The organism is Streptomyces yunnanensis (assembly GCF_029011865.1).
In the GTDB taxonomy this organism is placed as follows: Bacteria; Actinomycetota; Actinomycetes; order Streptomycetales; family Streptomycetaceae; genus Streptomyces; species Streptomyces yunnanensis.
Genome location: NZ_CP095749.1, coordinates 6,266,747 through 6,291,726 on the forward strand (window position 1 = coordinate 6,266,747; position 24,980 = coordinate 6,291,726).

General features: G+C 72.4%; 18 protein-coding genes. 16 read left to right on the top strand and 2 right to left on the bottom strand.

Going from position 1 to position 24,980, the window contains the following annotated elements:
* Positions 1 to 70 precede the first annotated feature (70 nt).
* The 5 genes from MOV08_RS27325 to MOV08_RS27345 all read left to right on the top strand — a co-directional run bounded on the left by MOV08_RS27325 (position 71) and on the right by MOV08_RS27345 (position 6,351).
* Positions 71 to 1,090 (top strand): rod shape-determining protein, encoded by a 1,020-nt coding sequence (locus MOV08_RS27325; protein ID WP_003985182.1) that lies wholly within the window; start codon positions 71 to 73, stop codon positions 1,088 to 1,090.
* A 238-nt stretch (positions 1,091 to 1,328) separates the two neighbouring features.
* Complete coding sequence (mreC, locus tag MOV08_RS27330; RefSeq protein WP_275309238.1) at positions 1,329 to 2,258, top strand: rod shape-determining protein MreC; 930 nt, start codon at positions 1,329 to 1,331, stop codon at positions 2,256 to 2,258.
* Positions 2,259 to 2,261: 3 nt separating this feature from the next.
* Positions 2,262 to 3,002: a rod shape-determining protein MreD gene (gene mreD, locus MOV08_RS27335; RefSeq protein WP_039636426.1), complete on the top strand. Its 741-nt coding sequence runs from the start codon at positions 2,262 to 2,264 to the stop codon at positions 3,000 to 3,002.
* Complete coding sequence (gene mrdA / locus MOV08_RS27340) at positions 2,999 to 5,140, top strand: penicillin-binding protein 2 (RefSeq protein WP_039636428.1); 2,142 nt, start codon at positions 2,999 to 3,001, stop codon at positions 5,138 to 5,140. Before mreD ends, mrdA begins: the two co-directional genes overlap by 4 nt.
* Complete coding sequence (locus MOV08_RS27345) at positions 5,137 to 6,351, top strand: FtsW/RodA/SpoVE family cell cycle protein (protein ID WP_039636431.1); 1,215 nt, start codon at positions 5,137 to 5,139, stop codon at positions 6,349 to 6,351. Before mrdA ends, MOV08_RS27345 begins: the two co-directional genes overlap by 4 nt.
* A gap of 21 nt (positions 6,352 to 6,372) precedes the next feature.
* On the opposite strand, the gene MOV08_RS27350 is transcribed toward MOV08_RS27345, so the two are convergent.
* The gene (locus MOV08_RS27350; protein WP_275309239.1) at positions 6,373 to 6,897 is read right to left on the bottom strand and encodes an ATP-binding protein; all 525 of its coding nucleotides are present in this window, start codon (positions 6,895 to 6,897) and stop codon (positions 6,373 to 6,375) included.
* A 154-nt stretch (positions 6,898 to 7,051) separates the two neighbouring features.
* Here MOV08_RS27350 and MOV08_RS27355 point away from each other — a divergent pair, with 154 nt between their 5' ends.
* The 7 genes from MOV08_RS27355 to obgE all read left to right on the top strand — a co-directional run bounded on the left by MOV08_RS27355 (position 7,052) and on the right by obgE (position 18,392).
* The gene (locus MOV08_RS27355) at positions 7,052 to 8,689 is read left to right on the top strand and encodes a CYTH and CHAD domain-containing protein (RefSeq protein ID WP_275309241.1); all 1,638 of its coding nucleotides are present in this window, start codon (positions 7,052 to 7,054) and stop codon (positions 8,687 to 8,689) included.
* Between the two features lie 128 nt (positions 8,690 to 8,817).
* Entirely contained in the window at positions 8,818 to 10,740 is a 1,923-nt protein-coding gene (locus MOV08_RS27360; RefSeq protein WP_275309243.1) for a TIGR03960 family B12-binding radical SAM protein, read from the top strand.
* Between the two features lie 412 nt (positions 10,741 to 11,152).
* The gene (locus tag MOV08_RS27365; protein ID WP_039636438.1) at positions 11,153 to 11,956 is read left to right on the top strand and encodes a TIGR03936 family radical SAM-associated protein; all 804 of its coding nucleotides are present in this window, start codon (positions 11,153 to 11,155) and stop codon (positions 11,954 to 11,956) included.
* Positions 11,957 to 12,171: 215 nt separating this feature from the next.
* Positions 12,172 to 15,936 (top strand): Rne/Rng family ribonuclease, encoded by a 3,765-nt coding sequence (locus tag MOV08_RS27370; protein ID WP_275309245.1) that lies wholly within the window; start codon positions 12,172 to 12,174, stop codon positions 15,934 to 15,936.
* 245 nt (positions 15,937 to 16,181) lie between these two features.
* A complete protein-coding gene (rplU, locus tag MOV08_RS27375; RefSeq protein ID WP_039636442.1) occupies positions 16,182 to 16,502 on the top strand; it encodes a 50S ribosomal protein L21 in 321 nt (106 codons plus the stop codon).
* 14 nt (positions 16,503 to 16,516) lie between these two features.
* Positions 16,517 to 16,774: a 50S ribosomal protein L27 gene (rpmA, locus tag MOV08_RS27380; RefSeq protein WP_039636444.1), complete on the top strand. Its 258-nt coding sequence runs from the start codon at positions 16,517 to 16,519 to the stop codon at positions 16,772 to 16,774.
* Positions 16,775 to 16,955: 181 nt separating this feature from the next.
* Positions 16,956 to 18,392, top strand: a complete 1,437-nt coding sequence (gene obgE / locus MOV08_RS27385) for a GTPase ObgE (RefSeq protein ID WP_039636445.1) — start codon at positions 16,956 to 16,958, stop codon at positions 18,390 to 18,392.
* Between the two features lie 124 nt (positions 18,393 to 18,516).
* Here the strand turns inward: obgE and MOV08_RS27390 are convergent, their stop codons facing one another.
* A complete protein-coding gene (locus tag MOV08_RS27390) occupies positions 18,517 to 20,604 on the bottom strand; it encodes a membrane protein (protein WP_039636447.1) in 2,088 nt (695 codons plus the stop codon).
* A 387-nt stretch (positions 20,605 to 20,991) separates the two neighbouring features.
* On the opposite strand from MOV08_RS27390, the gene proB reads away from it, so the two are divergent.
* From proB to MOV08_RS27410, 4 genes are all read left to right on the top strand, one after another.
* Positions 20,992 to 22,116, top strand: coding sequence for a glutamate 5-kinase (gene proB / locus MOV08_RS27395; protein WP_420834221.1), 1,125 nt, complete (start codon positions 20,992 to 20,994; stop codon positions 22,114 to 22,116).
* A gap of 234 nt (positions 22,117 to 22,350) precedes the next feature.
* Positions 22,351 to 22,839 (top strand): hypothetical protein, encoded by a 489-nt coding sequence (locus tag MOV08_RS27400; RefSeq protein WP_039636449.1) that lies wholly within the window; start codon positions 22,351 to 22,353, stop codon positions 22,837 to 22,839.
* A gap of 134 nt (positions 22,840 to 22,973) precedes the next feature.
* Positions 22,974 to 24,242 carry a glutamate-5-semialdehyde dehydrogenase gene (locus tag MOV08_RS27405; protein WP_039636451.1) on the top strand — a complete coding sequence of 423 codons (1,269 nt, stop codon included), beginning with the start codon at positions 22,974 to 22,976 and terminating at the stop codon, positions 24,240 to 24,242.
* An 86-nt stretch (positions 24,243 to 24,328) separates the two neighbouring features.
* Positions 24,329 to 24,958, top strand: coding sequence for an SCO2584 family spore wall biosynthesis protein (locus MOV08_RS27410; RefSeq protein ID WP_275309247.1), 630 nt, complete (start codon positions 24,329 to 24,331; stop codon positions 24,956 to 24,958).
* The last annotated feature ends 22 nt before the right edge of the window (positions 24,959 to 24,980 follow it).

Genomic DNA, 24,980 nt, shown 5'->3' on the forward strand with positions numbered 1-24,980 from the left:
CCTCCTGCCGACCTCAAAGTAAGCATTCGCTCCAGTTGGGAAGGCCAGACGTATCCTCATGGGGAACAACATGTCGTTCATCGGCCGTGACATGGCTGTCGACCTCGGGACCGCCAACACGCTGGTGTACGTCAGGGGCCGGGGCATCGTCCTCAACGAACCGTCGGTCGTGGCCATCAACACCAACACCGGCGGCATCCTCGCGGTCGGCGCCGAGGCGAAGAAGATGATCGGCCGGACCCCCGGCAACATCGTCGCCGTACGGCCCCTGAAGGACGGTGTGATCGCGGACTTCGAGATCACCGAGCGGATGCTCCGCTACTTCATCCTCAAGATCCACAAGCGGCGCTATCTGGCCCGCCCGCGGGTCGTGGTCTGCGTTCCCTCCGGTATTACGGGAGTTGAGCGCCGCGCGGTCATCGAGGCGTCCACCCAGGCCGGTGCCCGCCAGGTGCACATCATCGAGGAGCCGATGGCCGCCGCGATCGGCTCGGGCCTGCCCGTCCACGAGGCCACCGGCAACATGGTCGTGGACATCGGCGGCGGCACCACCGAGGTCGCGGTCATCTCGCTCGGCGGCATCGTCACCGCCCAGTCCATCCGGGTCGCCGGCGACGAGCTGGACAACGCGATCATCCAGCACATCAAGAAGGAGTACAGCCTCCTGCTGGGCGAGCGCACCGCCGAGTCCATCAAGATCACCATCGGTTCGGCGTACGACCTGGAGCAGGACGAGCACACCGAGATCCGCGGCCGCGACCTGGTCTCCGGCCTGCCGAAGACCGTCGTCATCTCCGCCGCCGAGGTCCGCAAGGCCATCGAAGAGCCGGTCAACTCCATCGTCGACGCGGTCAAGACGACCCTCGACAAGTGCCCGCCGGAGCTTTCCGGTGACGTGATGGACCGCGGCATCGTTCTGACGGGTGGCGGTGCACTGCTGCGTGGCCTCGACGAGCGGCTGCGCCGCGAGACGGGCATGCCCATCCACATCGCCGAGGACCCGCTCGACTCCGTCGCGCTCGGTTCCGGCAAGTGCGTCGAGGAGTTCGAGGCGCTCCAGCAGGTCCTGGACTCCCAGCCGCGCCGCTGACCCACCCGGTCCCGGCCCGTCGCGCGGACGTCACACGACGTTCGCGCGGGCCGGGCAGCATAGAGAAACGGCCGCTCCGTCCGGCGGATCGCCGGCCCATACGCAACGCCCCCACAGACACGGCGCACTGACGCTTCACCACCGCGCCGTCACAGCAAGGCACAACGCTCAACCCCCGAACGAGACCGGCGGGGCCCGCAGCCGGCCGGTCCTACGAGGAAGGACACGGCCGCCGCACGTGAGGGACACACGAGAGAGCCGGCTGCTGCTGGTGCTGCTGGTCGCGATCGCGTTCGCGCTGATCACGGTCGATATCCGAGGCGGCGAACAGTCCCCGCTCGACGGTGCCCGGAAAGCCGCCGCCTCCGCCTTCGGCCCGGTGGAGCGCGGCGTGGCCCGGGTCGTCAACCCGGTCGGCAACGCCGTCAGCGCGGTACGCGACTCCGGCGACCGCCACAACCGCATCAGCGAGCTGGAACACCAGAACGCCGCACTGAAGCTCAAGCTCGGCTCCCCGGACCGCAACCGCAACCGCGCCGCCGAACTCGACAAGATCCTCAAGACCGCGGCCACCGGCCAGTACGCGATCAAGGGCGCCGAGGTCATCGCCATCGGGTCCGCGCAGGGCTTCTCCTGGACCGTCACCATCGACGCCGGCAGCAGTGACGGCATCGCCCGCGACATGACCGTCCTCAACGGCGACGGGCTGGTCGGTCGGATCACCACCGTCACCCCGCACAGCTCCACCGTGCTGCTCGCCGCCGACCCGGAGTTCACCGTCGGCACCCGGATGGAGAAGACCAACGAGATCGGCTTCGCCAACGGCCAGGGCGTCCGCTCGCTCCGCGTCGAGCTGCTCAACGGCCGGGCCGACGTCAAGAAGGGCGACCGGCTGGTCACCTTCGGCTCCAGCAAGGACAAGCCGTTCGTGCCCGGGGTGCCGGTCGGCACGGTCACCAAGGTCGAGCCGCTCAACGGCGATCTGACCCGCACCCTCCAGGTCCGGCCGTTCGTTTCCTTCTCGTCGCTCGACGTCGTCGGCGTCGTCGTCCAGCCGCCCCGCAAGGACCCGCGGGACACCGTCCTACCGCCCCCGGTCAAGCCCAGGCCGACACCGACGGTCACCGTCACGGCCACCCCCTCCGAGAGCGCTTCACCCAGGAGCTGACCGATGCGCATCAACCGGATCCTGCTCGCCACCCCGCTGGTGGTGGTCGCCCTGATCATCCAGGTCAGCATCCTCGCCAGACTCCAACTGCCGGGCGCCGTACCGGATCTGCTGCTGCTGGTCGTGGTCGGCCTGGCCCTGGTCTACGGCCATGTCGGCGGCTCGCTCATCGGCTTCGGCGCCGGGCTGCTGGCCGACCTCGCCCCGCCCGCCGACCACGCCATCGGCCGCTACGCCCTGGTCCTGTGCGTCATCGGCTACGTCGCGGGCCTGACCAAGCCGGACAACGGCCAGCACCGCTCGGCGACCCTGCCGCTGGTGGTCGTGATCGGCGCGGCCATCGGCTCGACGCTGATGTACGCCGGGGTCGGCTCCCTGGTCGGCGACACCGCCGCCCGGCACGTCGGCCTGGTCGGGCTGCTGCTCAGCGCCACGCTCTACGACCTGTTGCTCGCCCCCTTCACCGTTCCGCTGGTGATGGCGCTGGCGCGCAGGACGGAGCACGACCCGCTGGCCACCGACGCCGGCGGCACCGCCGGCGGCCTCGGTCGGCACGGCTGGGGGCGCGGCGACAGCCGCTCCGGCGGAGCCGGTACGTGGGCCGGGGGCTGGCTCACGACCGGCACCGGCCTCAAGGCCAGCCGCAACGCGATGAAGGCGATCCGCACCGGCCGGGTTCCCAAGCCGGCCCGTGGCGGACGCACCAAGGGGGTCAAGGGCATCAAGGGGGTCAAGCGCCTGTGAGCAACATTCCGGAGACGGGGAGGACCTCCCGCGTCACCATCCGGCTGGTAGCCATCCAGATCCTGGTCTTCTCACTGCTGGCGACGCTCGGCGGCCGGCTGTGGTATCTCCAGATCCGCAACGGCCAGGAGTACGCGGCCAAGGCCAGGTCCAACCACGTCCAGCAGGTCATCGAGCCCGCCACCCGCGGCTCCATCCTCGACGCCCGCGGCGTGCCGCTGGCCGACAACCAGACCCGGCTCGTGGTCTCCGCCAGCCGCACCGACCTGCTGAAGATGAAGGACGACGGCAAGGCCGTGCTCGCCCGGCTGGCCAAGGTGCTGGGCATGCCCGCGCAGGAGATCCGCAACAAGGTCCGGCTGTGCGACGCCAAGACCCCGCAGCCCTGCTGGAACGGCTCGCCCTTCCAGCCGATCCCGATCACCGACAAGGCCACCACCCAGCAGGCCCTCCAGATCCGCGAGCGCTCCGAGGACTTCCCCGGCATCAGCGCCCAGCCCACCGCCGTCCGCCGCTACCCGGCGCTCGGCAAGTCCAACACCGCCCAGGTCCTCGGCTACCTCTCGCCGGTCACCGACGAGGAGATCCAGCGGGCCAAGAACGGTCCCTCGCCGCTGCTGCGCTCGGACCAGGTCGGCCGGTCCGGTCTGGAGCGGCAGTACGACACCTTCCTGCGCGGCAAGGCCGCCGTCACCCGCTACGAGGTCGACAACCTCGGCCGGGTCATCGGGCAGGCCAACAGCGACAAGGGCCAGGCCGGTTCGACCCTGGTCACCAGCATCGACGCCCGCGTCCAGGCCATAGCGGAACAGCAGCTCGACAAGGCCATGAAGGACGCCCGCACCCAGATGGACCGGAACACCGGCACCAACTACAAGGCCGACTCGGGTGCCGTGGTCGTCCTGGAGGCGAAGACCGGCCGGGTGGTGGCGATGGCCTCCAACCCCACCTACGACCCCAACGCCTGGGTCGGCGGGATCTCCGGCAAGGACTACGCCAAGCTGACCGGCAAGGACTCCAACTACCCGCTGCTCAACCGCGCCATCCAGGGACAGGCCGCCCCCGGCTCGATCTTCAAGGTCATCTCGACCTCGGCCGCGGTCAACGCCGGCTACCCCTTCGACGGCCACTACCCCTGCACCAGCTCGTACAGCATCGGCGGCCAGGTCTTCCGGAACTTCGAGGGCGAGTCGAAGGGCGACATCACCCTGGGCCAGGCGCTGGAGGTCTCCTGCGACACCGTCTTCTACCGGATCGGGCACGACGAGTGGAAGAAGGACGGCGGCGACAAGCCGGTCCAGGACCCTCGCGACTGGTTCTACCGGACCGCCCACCAGTTCGGCCTCGGCAAGGAGACCGGCGTCGACCTCCCCAACGAGGTCAGGGGCCGGGTCCCCGACCGCCAGTGGAAGACCGCCTTCTGGAAGGCCAACAAGGACAGCTGGTGCGCGCACCCCAAGGACGCCAATGACTACGTCTCCAAGCTCGCCCGGGAGAACTGCCTCGAAGGCATGAAGCTGCACGCCTACGACTCGATCAACTACGCCATCGGCCAGGGCGACACCCTCGTCACCCCGATCCAGATGGCGACGATCTACGCGGCGCTCTCCAACGGCGGCACCCTCTACAACCCCACCGTCGGCAAGGCCGTCGTCAGCCCCGACGGCAAGTCGGTGGAGACGATCCGGCCGAAGTCGCACGGCCATCTGCCGGACACCCCGCAGACCCTCCGGCAGATCGACGCCGCACTCCAGGGCGTGACCGAGCGGGGCACCGCCGCCTGGCGCTTCCAGGGCTGGCCGCAGGACAAGATCCCGATGCACGCCAAGACCGGTACCGCCGAGGTCTACGGCAAGCAGACCACCTCGTGGTTCGCGACGTACACCAAGGACTACGCGATCGTGATGACCATCTCCCAGGGTGGTACCGGATCCGGCGCCTCCGGCCCGGCCGTCCGCAACATCTACAACGCGCTCTACGGCGTCAACGACAAGGGCGAGATCGACGACAAGGCCGCGCTGCTCCCCAGGCCGGAGAGCAAGCTGCCCAAGATCGAGAGCGACGGCACCATCCTCTCGCCGCCCATCAAGCCGCCGGCCGACCCGTCGCCGTCCCCCTCCGGGAGCCCCCAGCAGTGACCACGCCGCTCTTCTCCCGGACCTTCTCCGTCCGCCGCTACGCCCCGGACCAAGGCGTCTGGGGCCGGCTGACGGCGCGTGACTCCGTGGTGCGCAGACTGGACTGGATACTGCTGCTGTCCTGCCTGGTGCTGTCCCTGATGGGCTCGATCCTGGTCTTCTCGGCGACCCGCAACCGCACCGAACTCAACAGGGGCGACGAGTACTTCTTCTTCGTCCACCACCTGCTGAACACCTCCATCGGCATCGCGCTGGCCGCCGGCACCATCTGGCTGGGCCACCGCACCCTGCGCGGCGCCGTCCCGGTGCTGTTCGGCGTCTCGGTGGTGCTGGCGGTGCTGGTGCTGACGCCGCTGGGCGCCACCATCAACGGCTCCCGTTCGTGGCTCGCGATCCCGGGCGGCTTCTCGCTCCAGCCCGCCGAGTTCACCAAGATCACCATCACCCTGGGCATGGCCATGATCCTGGCGGCCCGGGTCGACGCCGGCGACCGCCCGCACCCCGACCACCGCACCGTCGTCCAGGCCCTGGGGCTGGCCGCCGTCCCGGTGGGCGTGATCCTCCTGATGCCCGACCTCGGCTCGGTGATGGTGCTCGGCGCCATCATCCTCGGCGTGCTGCTCGCCAGCGGCTGCTCCAACCGCTGGATCCTGGGCCTGCTGGGCACCGGTGTCGTCGGCTGCGTGGCCATCTGGCAGCTCGGGCTGCTGGACGCCTACCAGATCGCCCGGTTCGCCGCGTTCGCCAACCCGAGCCTGGACCCGGCCGGCGTCGGCTACAACACCAACCAGGCCCGGATCGCCATCGGCGGTGGCGGGTTGACCGGCTCCGGCCTCTTCCACGGCAGCCAGACCACCGGCCAGTTCGTCCCCGAGCAGCAGACCGACTTCATCTTCACCGTCGCCGGCGAGGAGCTCGGCTTCCTCGGCGCGGGCCTGATCATCTTCCTGCTCGGCGTGGTGCTGTGGCGGGCCTGCCGGATCGCCCGCGAGACCGGCGAGCTCTACGGCACGATCGTGGCCGCCGGCATCATCGCGTGGTTCGCCTTCCAGGCATTCGAGAACATCGGGATGACCCTGGGCATCATGCCCGTCACCGGCCTGCCGCTGCCGTTCGTCTCCTACGGCGGCACCTCGATGTTCGCGGTGTGGATCGCCATCGGTCTGCTGCAGTCGATCCGCGTCCAGCGCCCGGTCTCCGCGTCCCGCTGACCGCGCGGCACCGCCGCGGTCTCAGCGCCCGGTGCGCAGTTCGAACCACAGGGACGTGGTGTGCGGCGGCCCCTCGAACGGGGTCGTCCCCCAGTCGTCGGCGAGCCGGCTGATCAGCAGCAGTCCGTGCGCGGGGTCCCGGTCGCCGGGCACCCAGGGGGCTCCTCCCCGGACCCATGGGGGTCCACCCGGTCGAGCGGAGCCGAGACCGGGGGACCGCCGGAGGACCTCGGGGGACGGCGCGGGGATCACCGCCGCGCCCTCGTCGTGCACGCTGACCCGCAGGCCGTGCGCCGCGGTCAGCACCCGCAGCAGGATGTCCGCGGAGCCGGGGGTGCGCAGATGGGCCCTGGTGACCGCCTCCGAGGTGAGCAGGACGGCGGTGTCCCGGAGGGCGGCGAGCGGGCCGTGCCGCAGCAGCGCCCGGACGAAGTCGCGGGCGGTCTTCGGGGCGCTGGGCCGGCTCGCCGCGGTGAGCAGGTACGGGCGGGCGCCGGCCGCGACGCGGAGGGGCGGCCGGGCGAGGGCTGCGGTGTCGGGGTGCACGGTTTCTCCCGGTGTCGATCGAGACGGTTACCACGCTGTGTGGACGTCCTGTCACACACCGTAAGACACCGTGTGTCGGCGATGCCACCCGTCCCGGGCGCGGACCGGCGTCGGACGGCTGGTCGGGGTCGTGGTGGCTGACTAGATTCGATGCATGGCGGACACCGTGCGGGAGATCGAGCGGAAATACGAGACAGCCGCGACGGGCGCGGCCGCCCGGATCGACGCCGACCACCTGCCCGACCTGACCCGCGCCGGCCGGGTCGCGACCGTGGCGGAGCGCGGCACCCTGGCCCTGGACGCCGTCTACTACGACACCGCGGACCAGCGCCTCGCCGCGGACGGCATCACCCTGCGCCGGCGCACCGGCGGCCCCGACGCGGGCTGGCACCTCAAACTCCCCCTCGCGCTCCCCGAGGTCACCGGCGCGGTGCGCGACGAGATCCGCGCCCCGCTCTCCGACGCCCCGCCCCGCGAGCTGACCGCGCTGGTCCGCTCCCGGACCCGCGACGCCCCGCTGGTCCCCCTCGTCCGGCTGCGGACCCGGCGCACGGTCCACGCCCTCGAAGATGCCGCCGGCCGTCCGCTCGCCGAGGTCGCGGTGGACGACGTACGGGCCCGTCGGCTGCACCCGGAAGGGGCGGCGCGCACGGCCCGCTGGCGGGAGATCGAGGTCGAGCTGGCCCCCGGGACCGGGCGCGGCGCGGGGCAGAAGCTGCTGGACGAGGTCGAGCGGGTGCTGACCGGGGCCGGCGCGCGCCCCGCCGCCGCCCCGTCGAAACTGGCCCGCGCCCTGGCGGAGACCGCACCGCAGACCTCGCCGGAGACCACACCCGAGACCGCACCCGAGACCGCGCGAGAGGGCGCCGCGCGCCCCGCCCCCGCCGCGGACGCCGACCGCCCCGGCCGTACCGCCGGCGACGTCGTGCTCCGCTACGTCCGCGCCCAGGTGCGGGCGATCGTCGAGCTGGACCCGGCGGTCCGGCGCGACCTGCCCGACGCGGTGCACCAGATGCGGGTCGCCACCCGCCGGCTGCGCAGCGCCTTCCGCTCGTACGCCACGGTCCTCGACCGGGCCGCCACCGACCCGCTGGGCGTCGAACTCAAATGGCTGGCAACGGAGTTGGGGGCGGGTCGGGATCAGGAGGTGCTCGCCGACCGGCTCACCACCGCCCTGGCCGAGGTGCCCCGCACGCTGCGGCTGGGGCCGGTGTCGGCCCGGTTGCGCAGCTGGTCGGCCCGGCGCCGGGCAGGGGCCCGCGAACGGCTGCTCGCCGCCCTCGACGGCCCGCGCTACCTCGCCCTCCTGGAGAACCTGCACGCCCTGCTCGGCGCCCCGCCGCTACGTCGCCCCGCGGCCCGCCCCGCGCCCCCCGTCGTCGCCGGCGCCGTCCTTAAGGACTACCGACGGCTGGCCCACCGCATCGAGGCCGCCCTGGACACCCCCGCAGGACCGGCCCGCGACGAGGCGCTGCACAGCGCCCGCAAGGCCGCCAAGCGCATCCGGTACGCGGCCGAGGCGGCCAGCCCGGCGCTCGGACGCCCGGCCCGCGCGTTCGTCCGGCGCACCAAGCAGGTGCAGCAGCTGCTCGGCGACCACCAGGACAGCGTGGTCGCCCGCGCCGCGCTGCGCGAGCTGGCGACCCAGGCCCGCCGGGCCGGCGAGAGCGGATTCACCTTCGGCCTGCTCTACGGCCGGGAGGAGGCCCTCGCGGCCCGCAGCGAGCGGGAGCTGCCCGAGCTGTGGGCGAAGGTCTCCCGTCCCCGGCACCGGGCGGCACTGCGGGCCTGAACAGGGGCCCGCGCCGCCCGCTCGACGGCGCAGGCCGGAGCGCCGGCAGCAAGATCGCCGTGCCGAGGGGTGACTCCGAGCGGGTTACGCTTATGAGTCGCCCCCTTGTCCGTCCACGAAGGTTCGAGATGTCCGAGTCGGTTTTCCCGCAGCTCGAAGCTCTGCTCCCGCACGTGCAGAAGCCCATCCAGTACGTCGGTGGTGAGCTGAACTCCACCGTCAAGGAATGGGCGGAGTGCGACGTCCGCTGGGCACTCATGTACCCCGACGCCTACGAGGTCGGGCTGCCCAACCAGGGCGTCATGATCCTCTACGAGGTCCTCAACGAGCAGGAGGGCGTCCTCGCCGAGCGCACCTACAGCGTCTGGCCGGACCTCGAAGCGCTGATGCGCGAGCACGAGGTGCCCCAGTTCACCGTGGACAGCCACCGGCCCGTCGGCGACTTCGACGTGTTCGGCCTGAGCTTCTCCACGGAGCTCGGCTACACCAACATGCTCACCGCCCTGGACCTCGCCGGCATCCCGCTGGAGGCCAAGGACCGCACCGAGGACCACCCGGTGGTCCTGGCCGGCGGCCACGCCGCGTTCAACCCCGAGCCGATCGCCGACTTCCTCGACTGCGCGGTCATCGGCGACGGCGAGCAGGCGGTCCTGGACATCACCAGGATCATCCGGGCGTGGAAGGACGAGGGCCGCCCCGGCGGCCGCGACGAGCTGCTCTTCCGCCTCGCCAGGACCGGCAACGTCTACGTCCCCAAGTTCTACGACGTCGAGTACCTCGGCGACGGCCGCATCGCGCGCGTCGTGCCGAACCGCTCCGGCGTCCCGTGGCGGGTCTCCAAGCACACCGTCATGGACCTCGACGAGTGGCCCTACCCCAAGCAGCCGCTCGTCCCCCTGGCCGAGACCGTCCACGAGCGGATGTCGGTCGAGATCTTCCGTGGCTGCACCCGCGGCTGCCGTTTCTGCCAGGCCGGCATGATCACGCGCCCCGTACGGGAGCGAAGCATCACCGGCATCGGCGAGATGGTGGAAAAGGGCCTGAAGGCCACGGGATTCGAGGAGGTCGGCCTGCTGTCGCTGTCCTCCGCGGACCACACCGAGATCGGCGACGTGGCCAAGGGCCTCGCCGACCGGTACGAGGAAGACAAGATCGGCCTGTCGCTGCCGTCGACCCGGGTCGACGCCTTCAACATCGATCTTGCCAACGAGCTGACCCGCAACGGCCGCCGCTCCGGTCTGACCTTCGCCCCCGAGGGCGGCAGCGAGCGGATCCGCAAGGTCATCAACAAGATGGTCTCCGAAGAGGACCTGATCCGTACGGTCTCCACGGCCTACGGAAACGGCTGGCGGCAGGTGAAGCTCTACTTCATGTGCGGCCTGCCCACCGAGACCGACGAGGACGTGCTCCAGATCGGCGACATGGCGGTCAACGTCATCGCCGAGGGCCGCAGGGTCTCCGGTCAGAACGACATCCGCTGCACGGTCTCCATCGGCGGTTTCGTCCCCAAGCCGCACACCCCCTTCCAGTGGGCCCCGCAGCTCTCCGCCGAGGAGACCGACGCCCGCCTGGCCAAGCTCCGCGACAAGATCCGCGGCGACAAGAAGTACGGCCGCTCCATCGGCTTCCGCTACCACGACGGCAAGCCCGGCATCGTCGAGGGCCTGCTCTCCCGCGGCGACCGCCGGATCGGCGCGGTCATCCGCGCGGTGTACGACGACGGCGGCCGCTTCGACGGCTGGCGCGAGCACTTCTCCTACGACCGCTGGATGGAGTGCGCCGAGAAGACGCTGCCCGACTTCGGCGTGGACGTCGACTGGTACACCACCCGCGAGCGCACCTACGAGGAGGTCCTGCCCTGGGACCACCTCGACTCCGGCCTCGACAAGGACTGGCTCTGGGAGGACTGGCAGGACGCCCTCGACGAGACCGAGGTCGAGGACTGCCGCTGGACGCCGTGCTTCGACTGCGGCGTGTGCCCGCAGATGGACACCCACATCCAGATCGGCCCGACCGGCAAGAAGCTGCTGCCGCTGACCGTCGTCAAGTAGCCGTCGCCGCGCGCGCCGCGGTGTGCGCCTCCGGCCCGGTCCCCGCCGTCGTGCGGGGCCGGGCCGGAGCCGTACGTGCCGGGCGATCGAGGAGCGCGGCGGGGTTTTCCGCGTCCGCCGAGCGGAGAAGCTTCGGTATCGGACCTCCGCGTGCGGGTGGTGTCCCGGGCCGTTGTCGGCCCACCCGTCCGAATGGATTTCACCGGGTGGCGGGGCCGCCGGTGAGGCCGCCGGGCGCCCCGGCGGGAACCGGCAGCGGGCGTGGCACGTACTCTAGGTAAAGACGTCCGGGCACGACATGTCCTCGCCACGCGGGGGTGGCCCGGACGGGGCGGCACCAGCCGCGCCCTGACACCAAGGAGAAGTAACACTGGGCAAGCGACAGCCCGAAGGCCCGCCGCCCGCACCGGCGGTGCAGCGCATCCGACTGCGCTACACCAAGCGCGGCCGCCTCCGGTTCACCAGCCACCGCGACTTCCAGCGCGCTTTCGAGCGGGCGCTGCGCCGCGCCGAGGTCCCCATGGCCTATTCGGCGGGCTTCACCCCGCACCCCAAGGTGTCGTACGCCAACGCGGCGCCGACCGGTACCGGCAGTGAGGCCGAGTACCTGGAGATCCAGCTCACCGAGCGCCGCGAGCCGGAGACCGTCCGCGCGCTGCTCGACGCGTCCCTGCCCGACGGCCTCGATGTGACCGACGCGGTGGAGGCGCACACCAGCGGTCTCGCCGATCGGCTGCAGGCGTCGGTGTGGGAGATCCGGCTCGACGGGGTCGCCGCCGAGGAGGCCGGGCGCGCCGTCGAGGCGTTCCTCGCCGCCGACGAGGTGCCGGTCGAGCGCCGCACCAAGAACGGCATGCGGAGCTTCGACGCCCGGGGTGCGGTCGCGCACCTGGAGACCGTCCCGGTCCCGGGCGATAGGCCCGACGGCAATGCCTGTGCGATACTGCGGCTGGTTGTTCGGCATCTGACACCTGCCGTTCGACCCGACGACGTCCTGTCCGGCCTCCGGGTTACGGCCGACCTGGCGCCGCCGGTCCCCGCAGCGGTGACCAGGCTGGCGCAGGGGCTGCTCGATGAGGAGACCGGCACGGTGACCGACCCGCTGGCGCCCGACCGCGACGCTGCCACGGCCGCTCCATCCACGGCCGCTGAGCTGAGTACCGCGACGGTGCAGGGCGGGGCCTCCCCGGCCACTTCCGGGGACGGCACTGCGTAGGACGCGTCGTCGCGTCGCCGATCAACCAGGGTGCCACCCCGGTCCGGCGGACGCACTGACCAGGAGACTTTCGCCGGCCCGGTCCACGGGCCCGGCGAGCGAGACGACAGCTCCCGTGCGGCGCCCGCGCCCCGGACAGCGGAACCGCGCCCAGCGCGCGGACCGCGGCCGGAACCAGGCGCGGCGCCCGGGAGCGTGACGGGAGAACCGCCCGCATGCTCGAATCTATTGAGCCCACCGAATCCACGCGGTCCGCGGACCGTGAGGGTGACAACAACAATTCGCCCAGCGACACGCTGCCGCCGCGCCGCCGGCGCCGCGCGGCCTCCCGGCCGGCCGGCCCGCCGGCCGCTGCCGCCGCCGAGAAGGCCGCGGTCGTGACCGACGCCCCGCCGGCGTCGAGCACGACCCCCGCCGGAGCGCCCGACACCGCACCCGCCGCCGCTGCGCAGCCCGCCGCCGAAGAGGAGCGGCCGGCCCGCCCGCGCCGCCGGGCGACCCGCAAGGCGACCGCTCCGGCCGGGCCCGCGCCCGAATCCGTCGAGGCGCCCGCCGCTGCCGTCGAGGAGGCTCCGGCCGCCGCTGTCGAGGAGGAGGCGCGTCCGGCGCGTGCGCGTCGTCGTGCCACCCGTAAGGCGACGGCACCGGCCGCCACCCCGGAGCCGGTCGTCGAGGAGAGCCCCGCCGCGGAGGCGCCCGCCGCTGCCGTCGAGGCTCCCGCGGCCGCTGTCGAGGAGGAGGTGCGTCCGGCGCGTGCGCGTCGTCGTGCCACCCGTAAGGCGACGGCGCCGGCCGCCATCCCGGAGCCGGTCGTCGAGGCGCCGGCCACCGAGCTGCCCGCCGAGGAAGAGGAAGCGGAAGAGGCTCCGGCCGCCGCTGTCGAGGAGGAGGTGCGTCCGGCGCGTGCGCGTCGTCGTGCCACCCGTAAGGCGACGGCGCCGGCCGCCACCCCGGAGCCGGTGGCCGAGGCGCCCGCTGCCGAGGAGGCCGCCGAGGCCCCGCGCCGTCGGTCGCGCCGCCGTGCCGAGCGGCCCGCGGAGGCTGCCGTCGCAAGCGCCGGCTCCACCGGAGCGGCTGACGCCGCGCGCGCTGCTGCGCCCGCGGCCCGTACCGAGGAGGAGCCCTCGACCGAGGCGCCGGCGCGCGGTCGCCGCCGGGCGCAGCGGCCGCCGACGGCCGTCTTCCAGGCCCCGGTCTTCGCCGAGCCGATGTTCCAGACCCCCGAGAGCGCCGCCGCCGAGCACGCCGCCGCCCGCCAGGAGGCGGAGCCGACCGTGGAGACGCCCGAGGAGGCGCCGGCGGGTGCCGCGCGTCGCCGTCGCCGTCGTCGCGGCGAGCCCGCCGAGGCCGAGCCGACGGCCGCCGTGCCGGCCGAGGAGCCGTCCGGTGCGAGCGCCGGCCCCGCCGCAGCGCCCGCTGCCGAGGAGGTCGCCGAGATCGAGGAGGCCGAGGCGGCCGAGGAGGAGCACGCCGAGGCCGAGGAGGGCGAGCGTCCCTCGCGCCGTCGCCGTCGCGGCGGCCGTCGTCGTCGCCGCGGTGACCTGGCCGAGGGCGCGGAGGAGCAGCCCGCCGAGGGCGGCGCGGCCGAGGAGCCGGGCGCCGAGGAGGCCGAGGAGGTCGCCGAGGACGAGGAGCTGACCGCCGAGGAGCAGTCCGAGGGCGCTGCCAGCACCAGCAGCAGCCGTCGTCGTCGGCGTCGCCGCCGGCGCAGCGGCGAGCCCGCCGAGGGCGAGACCACGCACGCCGACGACCCGGAGCGCACCGTCGTCAAGGTCCGCGAGCCCCGCAAGAAGGACGAGGGCACCGGCGCCGACGAGGTCCAGTCCATCAAGGGCTCGACGCGCCTGGAGGCCAAGAAGCAGCGCCGCCGCGAGGGGCGCGAGCAGGGCCGCCGCCGGGTGCCGATCATCACCGAGGCGGAGTTCCTGGCGCGCCGGGAGGCCGTCGAGCGGGTGATGGTGGTCCGCCAGAGCGGCGAGCGCACCCAGATCGGCGTTCTTGAGGACAACGTGCTCGTGGAGCACTTCGTCAACAAGGAGCAGGCCACCTCGTACGTCGGCAACGTCTACCTGGGCAAGGTCCAGAACGTCCTGCCGTCGATGGAGGCCGCCTTCGTCGACATCGGCAAGGGCCGCAACGCCGTGCTGTACGCCGGCGAGGTCAACTTCGAGGCGCTGGGCATGGCCAACGGGCCGCGCCGCATCGAGACCGCGCTGAAGTCCGGCCAGTCCGTCCTGGTGCAGGTCACCAAGGACCCGATCGGTCACAAGGGCGCCCGGCTGACCAGCCAGGTCTCGCTGCCCGGCCGCTACCTGGTCTACGTGCCCGAGGGCTCGATGACCGGTATCAGCCGCAAGCTCCCGGACACCGAGCGGGCCCGGCTGAAGCAGATCCTCAAGAAGATCGTCCCCGAGGACGCGGGCGTCATCGTGCGCACCGCAGCGGAGGGCGCGAGCGAGGACGAGCTGCGCCGGGACGTCGAGCGGCTGCAGGCCCAGTGGGAAGAGATCCAGAAGAAGGCGAAGGCGGCCTCCACCAGCTCGCCGAGCCTGCTCTACGGCGAGCCGGACATGACCGTCCGGGTCGTCCGCGACATCTTCAACGAGGACTTCTCCAAGGTCATCGTCAGCGGTGACGACGCCTGGGGGACCATCCACGGCTATGTCTCGCACGTGGCGCCGGACCTCGTGGACCGGCTCCAGCGGTGGACCTCCGAGGTCGACGTCTTCGCGACGTACCGGATCGACGAGCAGCTGATGAAGGCGCTGGACCGCAAGGTCTGGCTGCCCAGCGGCGGTTCGCTGGTGATCGACAAGACCGAAGCCATGGTCGTGATCGACGTCAACACCGGGAAGTTCACCGGGCAGGGCGGCAACCTCGAGGAGACCGTCACCCGGAACAACCTGGAGGCGGCCGAGGAGATCGTGCGCCAGCTGCGGCTGCGCGACCTGGGCGGCATCGTCGTCATCGACTTCATCGACATGGTCCTGGAGTCCAACCGGGACCTGGTGCTGCGGCGCCTGCTGGAGTGCCTGGGCCGGGACCGCACCAAGCACCAGGTGGCCGAGGTCACCTCGCTGGGCCTGGTCCAGATGACCCGCAAGCGGGTCGGCCAGGGCCTGCTGGAGTCCTTCTCCGAGCAGTGCGTGCACTGCAACGGCCGCGGCGTGATCGTCCACGTCGACCAGCCGTCGGCCGGTGGCAAGCGCAAGAAGAAGGGCAAGGCCGGGGCGAACGGTGCCCAGCCGGAGCAGCCCGTCGAGGTCGCCGCGGAGGCCGCCCCGGAGGAGGAGGCGATGCCGGAGCTGGAGCCGGTCGCGGTGACCGAGGCGCAGCTGCAGCCGTCGGTGGACGGCACCGACGAGTGGTTCGGCAGTGCCGCGGAGGCCGAGGCCGCCGCCACCGGGCGGGGCCGTGGCCGCCGCCGGGTGAGCCGGAAGGTGTCGGCGCCGGCGGGTGCGCCCAAGGCCGCCGAGGAGGCCGCCGCGATCGTGCTGCCGGCCGCCGAGCCGGAGCCCGCTCCGGAGCCGGTCGCCGAGGCGCCGGCGGCGGAGCCCGCTCCCGCCGCGGAGCCCGCGCCGTCCCGTCCGCGTCGTCGGGCCACCCGTCGGGCGTCCGCTCCGGCAGGTTCGCCGGAGGCCGTGGTGGGTGAGGCCGCGGGGACGATCGTGATCGGCGCCCCGGTCGCCGAGCCGACGCCCGAGGCGGTCGCCGAGGCCCCCGAGCAGCCCGTCGAGGTCGCTGAGGCCGCCGAGGTCGCCGAGCCGGCGCCCGCGGCGAAGAAGACCGTGAAGAAGGCGGCGGCGAAGAAGACCACGGCCAAGAAGGCCGCGGCGAAGAAGACCACGGCCAAGAAGACGGCGGCGAAGAAGACCACCGCCAAGAAGGCCGCGGCCAAGAAGACCACCACGAAGAAGACGACGACGAAGAAGGCGGCGGCCAAGAAGACCGCAGCTTCGTCCGCTTCCGCGGAGGACTGAGCAGTGCCCGGCCCCGGACCGTCGCGAGGCGGTCCGGGGCCGGTTTGACCCCCTGGTCGAGGCCCCGTAACCTTGACCGTCGGTGTCTGTGTGACACCACCCCTTCTGAGCACACACCTCTCGGCCCTGCCGAGGGAGGCCGCTCGTCCCACTCGTCATGCACGGGTCGGATTCCACGGGACGTCCCTGAGCCCGTGAGAGCAGCTGGCATCAGAGGATCGAAACCTAGCGAGAGAGAGTTCCGCGTGTACGCGATCGTGCGCACCGGCGGGCGCCAGCAGAAGGTTGCTGTTGGCGACGTCATCGAAGTTGACCGCATGTCCACCAGCAAGGTCGGCGACACCGTCGAGCTCTCCACGCTGCTGGTCGTCGATGGTGACGCGGTCACCAGCGACCCGTGGGTCCTGGCCGGCGTGAAGGTCCAGGCCGAGGTCGTCGACCACCACAAGGGCGACAAGATCCGGATCCAGAAGTACAAGAACAAGACCGGTTACAAGAAGCGGATCGGCCACCGCCAGCTCCACACGGCGCTGAAGATCACCGGCATCGACGCTCCGGCGAAGTAAGGGACTGAGGAGACATGGCACACAAGAAGGGCGCATCGTCCACTCGGAACGGTCGCGATTCCAATGCTCAGCGGCTCGGCGTGAAGCGCTTCGGCGGTCAGGCCGTCCTCGCCGGTGAGATCCTGGTCCGCCAGCGTGGCACCCACTTCCACCCGGGCACGGGCGTCGGCCGCGGTGGCGACGACACCCTGTTCGCCCTGCAGCCCGGTGCGGTGCAGTTCGGCACCTTCCGCGGCCGCAAGGTCGTGAACATCGTCCCGATCGCCGAGTAATTCGGCCGGAGACGACACACGTCGACAGCACGTCAGGGGCGGACCGCCTCTTCCCGCGTCACGCGGGAAGACCGGTCCGCCCTTGCGCGTTATGAACAAGAACAAGACACATCCGCCGTGCGCACGTCATCACCGGCACGGCCACGCACGACAACCCCGCTGATCTGGAGGCATCCTCACCATGACCACCTTCGTGGACCGCGTCGAGCTGCACGTCGCCGCGGGTAACGGAGGCCACGGCTGCGCCTCCGTACACCGGGAGAAGTTCAAGCCGCTCGGCGGCCCCGACGGCGGCAACGGCGGCCGCGGCGGTGATGTGATCCTGGTCGTCGACCAGGACGTCACCACGCTCCTTGAGTACCACCACCACCCGCACCGCAAGGCCACCAACGGCCAGCCGGGCGCGGGCGACAACCGCGAGGGCAAGAACGGCACGGACCTGATCCTGCCGGTGCCCGACGGCACGGTCGTCCTGGACGGGAACGGCGAGGTGCTGGCCGACATGGTGGGCCAGGGCACGCGGTTCGTGGCCGGCCAGGGCGGCCGGGGCGGCCTGGGCAACGCCGCGCTGTCCTCGGCCCGCCGCAAGGCCCCCGGCTTCGCGCTGCTCGGTGAGCCCGGCGAGGGCCGGGACATCGTGCTGGAGCTGAAGACCGTCGCGGACGTCGCGCTGGTCGGCTACCCGAGCGCCGGCAAGTCCTCGCTGATCTCGGTCCTCTCGGCCGCCAAGCCGAAGATCGCCGACTACCCCTTCACGACGCTGGTGCCCAACCTCGGCGTGGTGACCGCCGGTGCGACGGTCTACACCATCGCCGACGTCCCCGGCCTGATCCCCGGCGCCAGCCAGGGCAGGGGCCTGGGCCTGGAGTTCCTGCGGCACGTCGAGCGCTGCGAGGTGCTGGTCCACGTCCTGGACACCGCCACGCTGGAGTCGGACCGCGACCCGGTCTCCGACCTCGACGCCATCGAGGAGGAGCTGGGCCAGTACGGCGGCCTCGGCGACCGGCCGCGGGTGGTCGTGCTGAACAAGATCGACATCCCGGACGGCAAGGACCTCGCCGACATGATCCGCCCGGACCTGGAGGCGCGCGGCTACCGCGTGTTCGAGGTCTCCGCGGTCGCCCGCCAGGGCCTCAAGGAGCTGTCCTACGCCTTGGCGGAGATCGTCGCCACCGCGCGCGCCGCCAAGCCGGTCCAGGAGGCCACCCGGATCGTGATCCGCCCCAAGGCGGTCGACGACGCGGGCTTCACGGTCACGCAGGAGGGCGACGGTTTCTTCCGCGTCCGCGGCGAGAAGCCCGAACGCTGGGTCCGCCAGACCGACTTCAACAACGACGAGGCCGTCGGCTACCTTGCCGACCGGCTCAACCGCCTCGGTGTGGAGGCCGCGCTCCTCAAGGCGGGCGCCCGCGCCATGGACGGCGTGGCGATCGGCCCCGAGGACAACGCCGTGGTCTTCGACTGGGAGCCGTCGATGTCGGCCGGCGCCGAGATGCTCGGCCGCCGTGGCGAGGACCACCGGTTCGAGGCCCCGCGCCCGGCCTCCCAGCGTCGCCGCGACCGCGACGCGGCGCGCGACGACGCGCAGGGCGAGTACGACGGCTTCTCGCCGTTCTAGGCAGTGTCCGCAGGCGCGCTCCGACCCGTCGGGCCGGAGCCGCACACCGCACGCAGGCCCCGGGAGGAGTGCTTCTCCCGGGGCCTGCGTGCGGTGTGCGGGGCCGTGGAAGGCCCGCTGCGGGCTAGACGGCGGCGGGGGAGTCCGAGGCGTCACCGGAGCCCGGCCGGGCCGTCCCGGCGGCGGTCGTGGCCTGCTGCGAGCGCTGGACGGGGATCCCGGACAGCCGGTTCTCCATCCGCCGGCGCCGCTCGTCGGCCCGGGCGCACAGCTCCACCGCGGCCTCGTTGAAGCGGACCGTCGAGGGCGGGTCGGACGGCCCGAGCAGGTGTTCCTTGAGCTCGGCGCGGGCCGCGGCCAGGACGTCCCGCTCCGGGTCGCGGACCGATTCCAGCAGCGCGGGCACCCCGGAGCCGTCGGGCGTGAGGATGGTGGCCGCCCGCACGGTCGGGAACTGCGCGCGGAAGTCGTCCTCGGCCATCCCGGAGGTGTTGGCGACGGCGTACGGCTTCTCGCTGGTCAGGTAGTCGGAGACCACGCTGGAGACGTCGCTGATCAGCAGGTCCGCCTCGTTGAAGCAGGCGAAGATGCCGGGGCGCACGGTGGTGATGACGCGGTGTTCCCACTCCGGGAAGGCGTCCCAGTACGCCTCCTCCCAGGCGGTGACCGCGGCCTCTACGGCGGCCGCGTGGCCCTGCTCGGGGGTGCCCTGCAGCCGCATCCGCTCCAGTTCGTCGGCGCTCTTGCGGAAGTCGGCGGTGGTCAGCCGGTCCAGTTCGGCGGTGCGGCGGGCCAGTTCGGCGGTGGCCTCCGGGCCGGGCAGCGCGCCGCCGCGCCGGGCGTTGGCCGCCGCGATCATGGCCTGGATGCGGATGTCGGCGGCGCCCGCCCGCGGGTCCACCGAGCCGGTCATCGGATGCGGCTTGTAGAGCAGCCGGACCGAGGGGTCGGCGAGCAGCGCGCGGACGAGGTTCTCGCCGGCCAGGATCACCGAGGTGTTGCCCGGATTGCCGTCCCAGCCCTCCCAGGTGGGAGCGTAGAGCACGGTGGTGTACCGGCCGATCGGGGCGCCCTCGTAGGGCCGGATCGGCGTCAGTTGGGGGCGGCCGACCTCCACGACGTCCTTGTCCTCGATGCCGATGTCGGCGAGCTGGTAGCGGTCCCGGGCCGCCTGGCCGGCCACCCACACCTCGTCGTACGCCTTGGCGTAGGGGTTGCAGGAGGAGAGCTTGTCGCTCTCGCCGTGGTTGATGAAGGCGTGCTTGATGGAGGGGATCCGCAGGATCTGCGAGGTCTTGCCGGAGTTCGCCGGGTGCAGCAGTGCCTTGAGGGTGGAGTGCTCCAGCCGCATGAGGTGGGCGACCTTGGGGATGCAGACGATCGGGATGTCGGTGGCCTCGATCTTCTGCACCATGAACCGCTCGCGGAGGATGATGATCGGCTTGCCGTCCAGCCCGGCCAGGGTGTCGAGCCACATGTTGGCCTGGTAGGCGGAGGTGACGCCGCCGGAGAAGTACATGCCGACCGTCGGCCGGTAGGCGGCCAGCCAGTTGTCCAGCCAGGCCAGGGCGCGCTGCTCGCCGACGACCTGTTTGCCGGGCAGCAGCCAGCTGCTCAAGTAGAGGGTGCCGCCGGCCGAGAGCAGCAGGGCGACGCCGATGCCGATGCCGCCCCAGAAGACGTTGCCGGTGACCGCGGTGATCATCATTCCGGTCGTGGTGGGCACCGAGAAGCGCAGCAGCCGCCGGCCCGTCTGGCGGTAGAGGAGCCGCGGCGGGGCGTCGGCGAGTCCCAGCGCGCTCGCGTCGATGTTGCGGGTGACGAACGGCAGGCTCCGGGAGCGGCGGACCAGGACCGCGACCGCCTGGCACACGAAGTGGGTGCCGTAGAAGGCGAGCAGGGTGATGGTGAGGGGGGCCTGCTCCTCCAGGGGGTTGATGCCGTCGATGTGCAGCAGGCCGACCAACATCAGTATGTCCCGGAGCAGTTGACGTACCGTCACGTCGAAGCGGATCCGGCCGAGCAGGGCGAGCAGGGCCGGCTGCTGGTGCTGGAGGACCAGGTCAAGCCCCAGGTTGACCACTGACGCTGCGATGAACAGCGGAATGACGGGCAGCAGCGCGCCGATCAGCTGGGCGGTGAACGCGACCATCATCGCGAAGAGCGCCGCGAGCTGGACGGCTCGTCTGGGGGCGATTCCGGCGGAAGGCACGGGAGAGGGCTCCTGGCAGCAGAAAGGTCATGGGGGAGGCCGGGGACGGCGGCCGGGTCCCGCGCTGCGACGCCGCCGAGGCGACGAAACGGGACCGATGGACACCCGACCGTATGACCTCGTTGGCCTTGGTGCCAATCTGATGTGGCTCTCTTCACCGCGAAACGGACCAATCGAACGCAACCTTCGAGCGCCAATATCCGTCTTAATTTTTTCAGCCTCAACTCGGAATTCACGGATCCCGGTGTCCGCGGGGGCGTCCGCCAGGCGATATGACGAGGCATCCGCAGGGGGTGCTGCCGTAGATTGCCGCTGTACGGATTCCGTACGGCTAAATGCATCGGCTGGCACAGCCGAACACGGACGAGCACGGGCGAACACAGGGGTATGCAGGTGGCAGGGCACAGGCAGGACGTGGAAGACGCCCGCCGGATCGTGGTGAAGGTCGGCTCGTCCTCGCTGACCACGGCCACCGGGGGACTGGACGCGGACCGGGTCGACGCCCTGGTGGACGTCCTCGCCAAGTACCAGGACAAGGAGATCGTGCTGGTCTCCTCCGGGGCCATCGCCGCCGGCCTCGCCCCCCTGGGGCTGGAGCGCCGACCCGGGGACCTCGCCCGCCAGCAGGCCGCCGCCAGCGTCGGCCAGGGCCTGCTGGTCGCCCGCTACACCGCCTCCTTCGCCCGCTACGGCCGCCGGGTCGGCCAGGTGCTGCTCACCTCCGACGACACCAGCCGCCGGGCCCACTACCGCAACGCCTGCCGCACCCTCGACCAGCTGCTGGCCATGGGCGCGGTGCCGATCGTCAACGAGAACGACACCGTCGCCACCGACGAGATCCGCTTCGGCGACAATGACCGGCTGGCCGCCCTCGTCGCCCACCTCGTCCGCGCCGACCTGCTGGTCCTCCTCTCCGACGTGGACGGCCTCTACGACGGTGACCCGGCCACCCCCGGCACCTCGCGGATAGAGGTGGTCAGCGGGCCCGAGGACCTGACGGGCATCTCCATCGGGAGCGCCGGGAAGTCCGGCGTCGGGACCGGCGGCATGGTCACCAAGGTGGAGGCGGCCCGGATCGCGGCCGCGGCCGGCATCCCGGTCGTGCTCACCTCCGCCGTGCACGCCGCCGACGCACTGGCCGGCGCCACCACCGGCACCCACTTCCTGCGCACCGGCCGCCGCTCAGCCGACCGGCTGCTGTGGCTCGCGCACGCCTCCACACCGCAGGGCGCCCTGGTGCTGGACGACGGCGCGGTGCGGGCCGTCGTCGAACGGAACTCCTCGCTGCTGCCCGCCGGGATCTCCGCCGTCGAGGGCGAGTTCTCCGCCGGGGACCCGGTCGAGCTGCGGGACGCGGGCGGTCACGCGGTCGCTCGGGGGCTCGTCAACTTCGACGCCCGCGAAATCCCCCGATTGATTGGTCGTTCGACCCGGGATCTGGCCCGCGAGCTGGGACCGGCGTATGAGCGCGAGGTCGTGCACCGCGACGACCTGGTGCTGCTGCACCACTGACCCGGTTGTCGGGGACCGTCGCGCGGGTCACCACGGGAGCGGCCTTCATCAGCCTTTCACCGGGGACCTTCGGCAAAATGACCCCGCGAGCGGCCGCGGGCTGGTCAACTTTGTTGCGGGGGCGCCGCGGGAGCGGCGCCCGCAGCGCGCGAGCGCTTCACGCCGAAGGACGACCGCACCATTCGGCTCCGCACCCCAGGGGGGCGGAGCGATTCGCATCACAGGAGGCCGCCGGTGACACGAGGGCGCCCAGGGGCTCCGGCCCGAGGGACGGCGGAGCGCACACTGACCAGCGTCGGGAGCGCCGGCCGGCCGGCGGACGACCGGCGGGCGGAGCGGGACCGGACGGCACCGCGGGCGCGAGAGGGCGAGCGCAGGGAGGTGTCCCGGCTGTGGCACGTCACCCTCAGCGTCTCCGGTGCCGAGGCCCCGCTGAAGGAGGTCCGCCGGGCGCTCGAACAGCTCGCCCACGACCACCCCTTCCTGCTGACCAGCCGCTACGCCAACGACCACGCCGAGATCCGCTACTGGGAGGAGGCCCGGGACCTGCACGACGCGGCGGCGGTCGCGCTCCGACTGTGGGGCGAGCACCGCTCGACGGCCAAACTGCCGCCCTGGGAGATCGTCGGCCTGGAGGTCATCGACCGGGAGACGTACCACCAGCGCGTCGCGGAGGGCTACGGGCCGCCACCGGCCTCGCCGGTCGGGGTGCATCCCTACTAGGGCTCCCGGGCCGTGTCCTACGGGTCAGGGCGCGGTCCGCGGCGGCGTCCACAGGCCCGGCCGCCGGTGTGACCGGCGTCCCGCTCTGTGGAATCGGTCGTGGTCGCCGCCCGGCGCGGCGCTAGGCTGCGGCCATGACCAGCAGCGCATCCCAGTCCTCGCCCGTCCTCGACACCGCCCGCCGTGCCAAGGAGGCGGCCGCCGTCCTGGCCCCGCTGCCGCGCACGGCCCGCGACGGGGCGCTGCTCGCCATCGCCGACGCCCTGGTGGCACAGACCGACGCACTGGTGGCGGCCAACGCCCAGGACATCGAGAAGGCCCGGGCCGCCGGCACCGCCGAGTCGATCGTGGACCGGCTCACCCTCACCCCCGAGCGGATCGCGGCCATCGCCGACGACGTCCGCAAGGTCGTCGCGCTGCCCGACCCGGTCGGCGAGGTGGTGCGCGGCTCGACCCTGCCCAACGGCCTCGACCTGCGCCAGGTCCGGGTCCCGCTCGGCGTGATCGGGATCATCTACGAGGCCCGGCCCAACGTCACCGTGGACGCCGCCGCCCTCTGCCTCAAGTCCGGCAACGCCGTCCTGCTGCGCGGCTCGTCCTCCGCGTACGCCTCCAACAGCGCCCTGGTGGAGGTCCTGCGCGGCGCCGTGGAGAGCGCCGGACTGCCGGCCGACGCCGTCCAGTTGGTCCCCGGCGAGAGCCGTGACTCGGTGCGCGAGCTGATGCGCGCCCGCGGCCTGGTCGACGTGCTGATCCCGCGCGGCGGCGCCGCCCTGATCCGCACGGTCGTCGAGGAGTCCACCGTCCCGGTGATCGAGACCGGCACCGGCAACTGCCACGTGTACGTCGACGAGGCCGCCGACCTCGACATGGCGATCGACATCCTGGTCAACTCCAAGGCCCAGCGCCCCAGTGTGTGCAACGCCGCCGAGACGGTGCTGGTGCACGCCGGCATCGCCGAGAAGTTCCTGCCGCGCGCCCTGGAGGCGCTGACCCAGGCCGGCGTGGTGGTGCACGGCGACGCCGCCTGGCAGCAGGCCGGCCCCGGCCTGGTCGCCCCGGCGACCGACGAGGACTGGGCGACCGAGTACCTCTCGTACGACATCGCGGCCGCCGTGGTGCCCGACCTGGACGCGGCGGTGGCGCACATCCGGCGCTGGACCTCCGGCCACACCGAGGCCATCGTCACCGGCTCGCAGGCCGCCGCCCGCCGCTTCACCCAGTTGGTGGATTCCACGACGGTCGCGGTCAACGCCTCGACCCGTTTCACCGACGGCGGCCAGTTCGGTTTCGGCGCCGAGATCGGCATCTCCACCCAGAAGCTGCACGCCCGCGGCCCCATGGGCCTGCCGGAGCTGACGTCCACGAAGTACATCGTCACCGGCGACGGCCACACCCGCTGACGCCCCTCGCGGAGGGCCCCGTTCCGCCCGGTATCCGGCCGCTCTTCTCCCTGCCCAAACGGGCCGGCCGGGGCTACCCTGGACGGGTGCCGGACGACGCGGGGGGCACGCCGTTCCCGGACGGCGAAGAGCCCGACGAGCACCACCACGGGAGCCACGGACGAGCGGACGAGGAGTTCGCTTCCGTGGTCTTCGACGAGGAATTCGTACGGGCCGCGACGGTCCACGAGCCCTCGGCGGTCGAGCGGATGTTGGCCGCCGCCGAGGCGCGTGCGGAAGCCGAGGCGGCCGCCCGACCGGGCGGCGGCTTCGGCCCGGACGACGACTACGACCACGACCACGGGGAGCTCGACGACCACCCCGGTAATCGCGACGCCTACGGCCCGTACGGCCCTTACGGCGGCTCCCTGCGCCCGTACCACGGCGCCGTCCGCTGGCACCGTCCCATCGCCTGGGTGCTGGCCGTGGTGATGGGTGTCGGGCTGGTGGCGCTGGCCTTCAGCGCCGTCTACCGGGGCGCCTCCGGCCGCGGCCAGAGCCCCGCGCCGCCGGCCAGCTCCAGCGGCGTCGACGCGCCGTCCCCCGGCGCGCCGGTCAGGGGCGGCCAGGACGACCTCGGCACCCCCCGTCCCGGAGTGCCGAACCCCGGCGTGCCCACGGCCGGCCCCGCCGAACGACTGCGTCCGTCGTTCTCCGCGGGCCCCGGGACGCGCTGAGCCGAAGTTGCCGCGTCCTCCG

Bases quoted from the DNA above. Each gene is read 5' to 3' on its own strand.
- MOV08_RS27405 (WP_039636451.1), top strand. From the start codon at position 22,974: ATGACCAGCAGCGCATCCCAGTCCTCGCCCGTCCTCGACACCGCCCGC.
- MOV08_RS27355 (WP_275309241.1), top strand. From the start codon at position 7,052: ATGGCGGACACCGTGCGGGAGATCGAGCGGAAATACGAGACAGCCGCG.
- MOV08_RS27325 (WP_003985182.1), top strand. From the start codon at position 71: ATGTCGTTCATCGGCCGTGACATGGCTGTCGACCTCGGGACCGCCAAC.
- rpmA (WP_039636444.1), top strand. From the start codon at position 16,517: ATGGCACACAAGAAGGGCGCATCGTCCACTCGGAACGGTCGCGATTCC.
- MOV08_RS27370 (WP_275309245.1), top strand. From the start codon at position 12,172: ATGCTCGAATCTATTGAGCCCACCGAATCCACGCGGTCCGCGGACCGT.
- obgE (WP_039636445.1), top strand. From the start codon at position 16,956: ATGACCACCTTCGTGGACCGCGTCGAGCTGCACGTCGCCGCGGGTAAC.
- proB (WP_420834221.1), top strand. From the start codon at position 20,992: ATGCAGGTGGCAGGGCACAGGCAGGACGTGGAAGACGCCCGCCGGATC.
- MOV08_RS27360 (WP_275309243.1), top strand. From the start codon at position 8,818: ATGTCCGAGTCGGTTTTCCCGCAGCTCGAAGCTCTGCTCCCGCACGTG.
- mreD (WP_039636426.1), top strand. From the start codon at position 2,262: ATGCGCATCAACCGGATCCTGCTCGCCACCCCGCTGGTGGTGGTCGCC.